Origin of the sequence: Steroidobacter sp. (assembly GCF_016790065.1) — a bacterium.
GTDB lineage: Bacteria > Pseudomonadota > Gammaproteobacteria > Steroidobacterales > Steroidobacteraceae > Steroidobacter.
The window spans coordinates 1-5076 of sequence record NZ_JAEUPY010000746.1 but is presented as its reverse complement, the minus strand read 5'-3'; the positions used below and the strand labels follow the sequence as shown (position 1 = coordinate 5076).

The 5076-nt window shown below is 61.2% G+C and carries 4 protein-coding genes; 3 read left to right on the top strand and 1 reads right to left on the bottom strand.

The window, feature by feature from the left end; translation table 11 throughout:
* Positions 1–22 precede the first annotated feature (22 nt).
* The 3 genes from JNL55_RS37565 to JNL55_RS30520 are packed head-to-tail and all read left to right on the top strand — an operon-like array spanning position 23 to position 4211.
* A complete protein-coding gene (locus tag JNL55_RS37565) occupies positions 23–172 on the top strand; it encodes a membrane dipeptidase (RefSeq protein ID WP_415923191.1) in 150 nt (49 codons plus the stop codon).
* A gap of 4 nt (positions 173–176) precedes the next feature.
* Positions 177–1985 carry a CocE/NonD family hydrolase gene (locus JNL55_RS30525; RefSeq protein ID WP_293863474.1) on the top strand — a complete coding sequence of 603 codons (1809 nt, stop codon included), beginning with the start codon at positions 177–179 and terminating at the stop codon, positions 1983–1985.
* 15 nt (positions 1986–2000) lie between these two features.
* Positions 2001–4211 (top strand): S9 family peptidase, encoded by a 2211-nt coding sequence (locus JNL55_RS30520; RefSeq protein ID WP_293863472.1) that lies wholly within the window; start codon positions 2001–2003, stop codon positions 4209–4211.
* A gap of 12 nt (positions 4212–4223) precedes the next feature.
* Here the strand turns inward: JNL55_RS30520 and JNL55_RS30515 are convergent.
* On the bottom strand, positions 4224–5076 hold an 853-nt coding region (locus JNL55_RS30515; protein WP_293863470.1), incomplete at its 5' end, for a hypothetical protein.

Here is a 5076-nt window from a genome sequence, read left to right as displayed (position 1 = left end):
GGCTCCCGGCGAAGATCCCGAGGTGTTCAACGTCATCCCGGAATACAACGAGCCGCGGCGCTTCATGAGCCTGGCGGACGATTTGAGTCGCAAAGGTTGGTCGGAGCGACGCATCGAGAAAATTCTAGGCGGCAACTTCGTCAGGTTGTTCGCCGATGTGTGGGGAGCTTGAGTCGATGAGCCTCATGAAGGAGTGGTTCGGAAAGATTCGCGTGGGGGCGGTGCTGCTCTCAGTGGCGGCGGTCAGTCAGGCGCAAGAAGTGCCGTCACCGCCGCAAGCATCCGATGCCCAGAAAATAAAGTTCGAATGGTCCGTGAAAATTCCACTGCGCGACGGTGTGCGGTTGAATGCGACGCTCTATACACCGAAGGCGCAGCAAGCACCGGCTCCCTGCATCTTCACGGTGACGCCGTATGTCGCACAGAATTATCACGATCGCGGTGTGTACTTCGCGGCGCGTGGTTTTCCGTTCCTCACCATCGACGTGCGCGGCCGCGGCAACTCGGAAGGCACGTTCCGGCCTTTTCTCCAGGAAGCGAACGATGGCTACGACGTGGTGGAGTGGTTGGCCAAGCAGCCCTATTGCAACGGTCGAGTTGCGAGCTGGGGCGGTTCTTACGCCGGCTACGATCAATGGGCGCTGGCCAAGGAACTGCCGCCGCATCTGTCGACCATCGTGCCGGTCGCGTCGGTTTATCCCGGGCTGGATTTTCCGATGTTTGCCAACATGCCTTATCCGTACATGATTCAGTGGCTGACTTACACCTCGGGGCGCACTTCACAAGACAAACTGTTTGCCGATCACGAGTTCTGGGGCGCGATCAATCGGGAGTGGTTCGAAGCGGGCCGCCCGCTGCAGGAACTCGACACCCTGGTAGGCAACCCTTCGCCGATTTTTCAGGAGTGGTTGCAGCACCCGCATCGAGATGCATATTGGGATGCGTACGTGCCCACGCCGGCGCAGTACGGCCGGATGCAGATGCCGATACTGACCATCACCGGCAGCCATGACAGCGATCAGCCGGGCGCGTTGATGTTCTATCGCGAGCACATGCGCCATGCGACGCCGGAAGCTCGCGCGCGGCATTATCTGATCATCGGTCCTTGGGATCATGCTGGAACGCGCACGCCGAAGGCGCAGTTCGGCGGATTGACGTTCGGCCAGGCAAGCCTGGTGGATCTGCCTCAACTGCACGCGCAGTGGTATGCGTGGACGATGGCAGATGGAGCGAAGCCCGAGTTCCTGCGCGCTCCGGTTGCCTACTACGTGATGGGCGCCGAAGAATGGCGTTACGCGCAGACGCTGGATGCGGTCACGCACAGCACCCAGACACTGTTCCTCGACTCCCAGGTCAACGCTTCGGATGTGTTCGCTTCGGGAGCGCTCCAGCCTCAGGCTGGACGAGGCAAGCCCGATACCTATGTCTATGACCCTCGCGATACCAGCTCTGCGGTGATCGAAAGCGCAAAGACCGATCTGGGTGGCTTGGTCGATCAACGGCTGATCTACGCCAACAGCGGTCGGCAACTGGTGTATCACAGCGCGCCGTTCGTACAGGACACCGAGATCAGCGGCTTCTTCAAGTTCAGTGCGTGGCTGGCCATCGATCGTCCGGACACGGACTTCTCGGTGAGCGTGTATGAGATCGGCCAGGACGGCAGCAGCATCGCTCTGAGCAGCGCCCAGATGCGGGCTCGCTACCGGCGCAGCGCGCGCGAGCCGGAGCTCATTCGTACGCGGGAGCCGCTGCGTTACGACTTCGACGATTTCCGTTTCGTCTCGAGACGCGTGGCCAAGGGTAGTCGGCTGCGATTGGTGGTGGAGCCGATGAATTCATTGAACAGTCAAAAGAACTACAACAGCGGCGGGGTGGTGGCGCTGGAATCGATGAAGGATGCGCAGCCCGTTACTGTGAAGCTGTTTCACGATGCCACGCGTCCCAGCTCGCTCGCCGTGCCGATCGGGCATCCCACCACGAAGTGATGAGACCTTCCAGCAATGTCGTTGGCTAGCGTAGCTGCGTTGATGGCAAAGATGGGAGCCGCTTGGCGTGGCACTTACGCGGTCATGGCACTGTGCATGGTCACGTCGGTGTCGATGGCGCAGCGGCAGAAGGAATCCTTCACATTGGCGGAGTCCATCGCCGCGCATGACACTTTGCGCTTCGATGCGAAAGATCTCATCGTTGCTCCGCAGGGCGACTATGTCGCGTGGATCGAAGGCAATGTCCTGTATGCGGCCAGTGCGCCGGGCTTCGAACCTAAACGGCGCGCGGTGTCTGCAAGCGGGGCGCTGACAGCCGTCTATGCTTCAACCGACGGGCGTACTTTGTTCTACACGCTGGGGGAGTCGTTGCCGGCGTTTGGTTCTTACGCGGCCGAGGATCGCCGGGAGTTTTGGCGCGTCGACGCTCGGCAGGGAGAGCCCCAGCGCTTGGCGCAGGGGGCTGATGTGCCTGCTGGCGTGCCGGTGTTCGCGCCGGACGGGCAGAGATTCGTCACCGCCGAAGGCACCATGCTTTATGAGTATCGCGTGGCGGCGCAGGGTCTCGAGAAGCGAGCGCTCTTGCAGCGTGACGCCGAACACTACGCGGCGGTGAAGCTCAGCAGCCTCATCTACTCACCCGATGGCCGGCGCCTGGCCTTCGTCAGCTGGCGCAAGGCGAAGCAGAGTTACATTGGCATCTATGATTTCGCGACTGGCGCCCATCGTTATATCGATCCGGGGATCTTTCGCGACCTTTCGCCGGTCTGGTCGCCCGACAGCAAGGAGCTCGCATTCGTGCGTACCGCATCCAACTGGACGCGCGGTTATCGTTTCTCGCCAACGATCGATGGCGCACCGTGGCGTCTGTTGATTGCGAACGCCGCGGAGGGAACTGTCCGCACTGTGTGGCAGGCTGAGCTTGGTGCCGGCAGTGTGTTTCGGCCGTTCGGAATCGGCGCGTGGATGCAGCCTGATATCGAAGCATCACAATTGTTTTGGACGCGTGCGGGACACTTGGTTTTTCCCTGGGAGAAGAGCGGCTGGCTGGCGCTGTACTCTGTGTCCTCTCAAGGGGGGGAGGCGCGCGCACTGACGACAGGAGAAGGCGAAGTTGCCACGCCGACATTGAGCCCTGACGGCAGCCATCTGCTGTATGCATCCAACGTGGGCGATCTTGCACGATTGCATCTTTGGCGGGTGGCGCTGGATGCAGTCACGCCTCCGGAACAGCTGACCAGCGGCAAAGGCGTAGAACACTCGCCAAAGTTCACCGCGAGCGGCGGCTACGCATACATTGCGAACTTGGCAGGTCGGATGCCGAATCGACGCATGATCGTTCGGACCGAGCGCAGCGCCAACCAGGCGCGAGTGCTCACTCCGAGTGCCGAAGAAACAACGCGCGATCAGAAAATCTGGTCACAGTTCGTCGATGCCGAGGTGCTGCCGTTACGTGCCGAGGATGGCGTGATGAGCCATCACCTGCTGATGGTGCCCAAGCAAGCGCCACCCAAGCGAGGTTTTCCCGTCATCATCTCCAGCAAGGGTGGCCCGAATGGACGGGTGTCGCCAGGCAACGCTCTGTATTCGGCGCTGGGTCAGTACGCGGTGAGTCGCGGCTATATCTTCGTCGAGATCAACTATCGAGGGTGCGATGGCTTCGGGCTGAACTACCGGTTGCCGGCAGGGCGGGGCGCGACCGGCGGCAGCGAGGTCAAGGATCTGGCGGCGCTGGCGAAGTATCTGGCTGGTCGTGCCGATGTCGATGCGCGTCGTATGGGCATCATGGGTGGTTCTTACGGCGGACACATCGTGGGGCTCGCGCTTACCCAGCTACCGCAATACTTCGCGGCTGGCGCTCATTTGAGTGGCGTCGCGGATTGGAACGTCGAGATGCAGAAGGATCAGCAGGAAGAACAGGAAAGCGGCGCGGGTGCCAGTGCACCGCCGCCTTATATCCGGTTGTCAGAACGCATGCAGATCGAAGATCTCGCGTTTGCCTCGTCGTCGATCGCGAGGATCCAGGCGTGGCGGGCACCGACGTTCATCTCGATGGGAGAGCTGGATACCTCCGGGCACATGGAGGCCATTATCGACTTGGGCTACCGGCTGTTGGAGCAGGGGACGCACGTGGAGTTTGCCATCGCGCCGGAAGCCGGACATTTCGGGCCGCGGGCGCGGCCCGTGGACAAGGTGTTCGAGTTCTTCGAGCGCACTCTCAGATGAGCTGTCAGGCTGCTAACCGTACGGCCAGACCGCTACTCCATGGATGGCGTTGCGGACGTCCATCGACAGGCTCTGGCTCATCGTTCGCGTGCCGCTAGCCAAGTGATAGATCGAAACGGTGGAAGGCGACGATCCGCCAGCGACGTAACCCGGCGCTACCGGGCACAGGCCACGGGCAAAGCCAGGTCGTGCCACACTCGCCTCGATGCGCTCAGGATTGTGGATCCGACCCGGCTCGTATTGAGGAACGCTCATGGTCACCAGCCGCTCGGCGGTCCGATAACACAACCGGTCGGAAGCAGTGTCGTTATAGAGCAGACTGCCTTCGAGCCATTGCGCGTTATGCGTTCCCGAGGGGATTTTCGCGACCGCGGCGATCTCTTCACCGCGGATGCGCAGCAACTCTTGCGTATGCAGGCCGCTGACATAAATATCATCGGCAGTGGCGGTGACACTGTTGAGATGCAAGGACTGGCGAGGCGCGGGGCCGTGTGCCGACTGCGGATCGAAGCTGTTCGCGACCGCCATGCCGTGTTGATAGCTCAGCTGCAAGCCACGTGTGAAACTCCGTGCCCGCAGATCGAAGGTGAGAATGCTGTCGAAGCCCGTCGAGGTGACGAACAGCAGGTCAGCGGCGACTGCGATCTCATGACAATGACGCAGATAGCGGCAGGTATAGGTGTGGGTCCAACCAAACTCCCGATCCAAGAACAGGATTTCGGCATTGGCGGCGACGATGACGTGGTCGCCGTAGAATGCGATGCCACGCAAGCCGCGATCGCCGCCGCGGCCGCTCACGTCGATGTCCGTGCTGTTCCAGTCAAGTTTCTGTTCGACCTTGCCCAGAGCCATGTCGATCAAGAAC

What these genes read in the sequence shown, in the direction of transcription:
- JNL55_RS30525 (WP_293863474.1), top strand. Translation starts at nt 177, where the DNA reads ATGAGCCTCATGAAGGAGTGGTTCGGAAAGATTCGCGTGGGGGCGGTG.
- JNL55_RS30520 (WP_293863472.1), top strand. Translation starts at nt 2,001, where the DNA reads ATGTCGTTGGCTAGCGTAGCTGCGTTGATGGCAAAGATGGGAGCCGCT.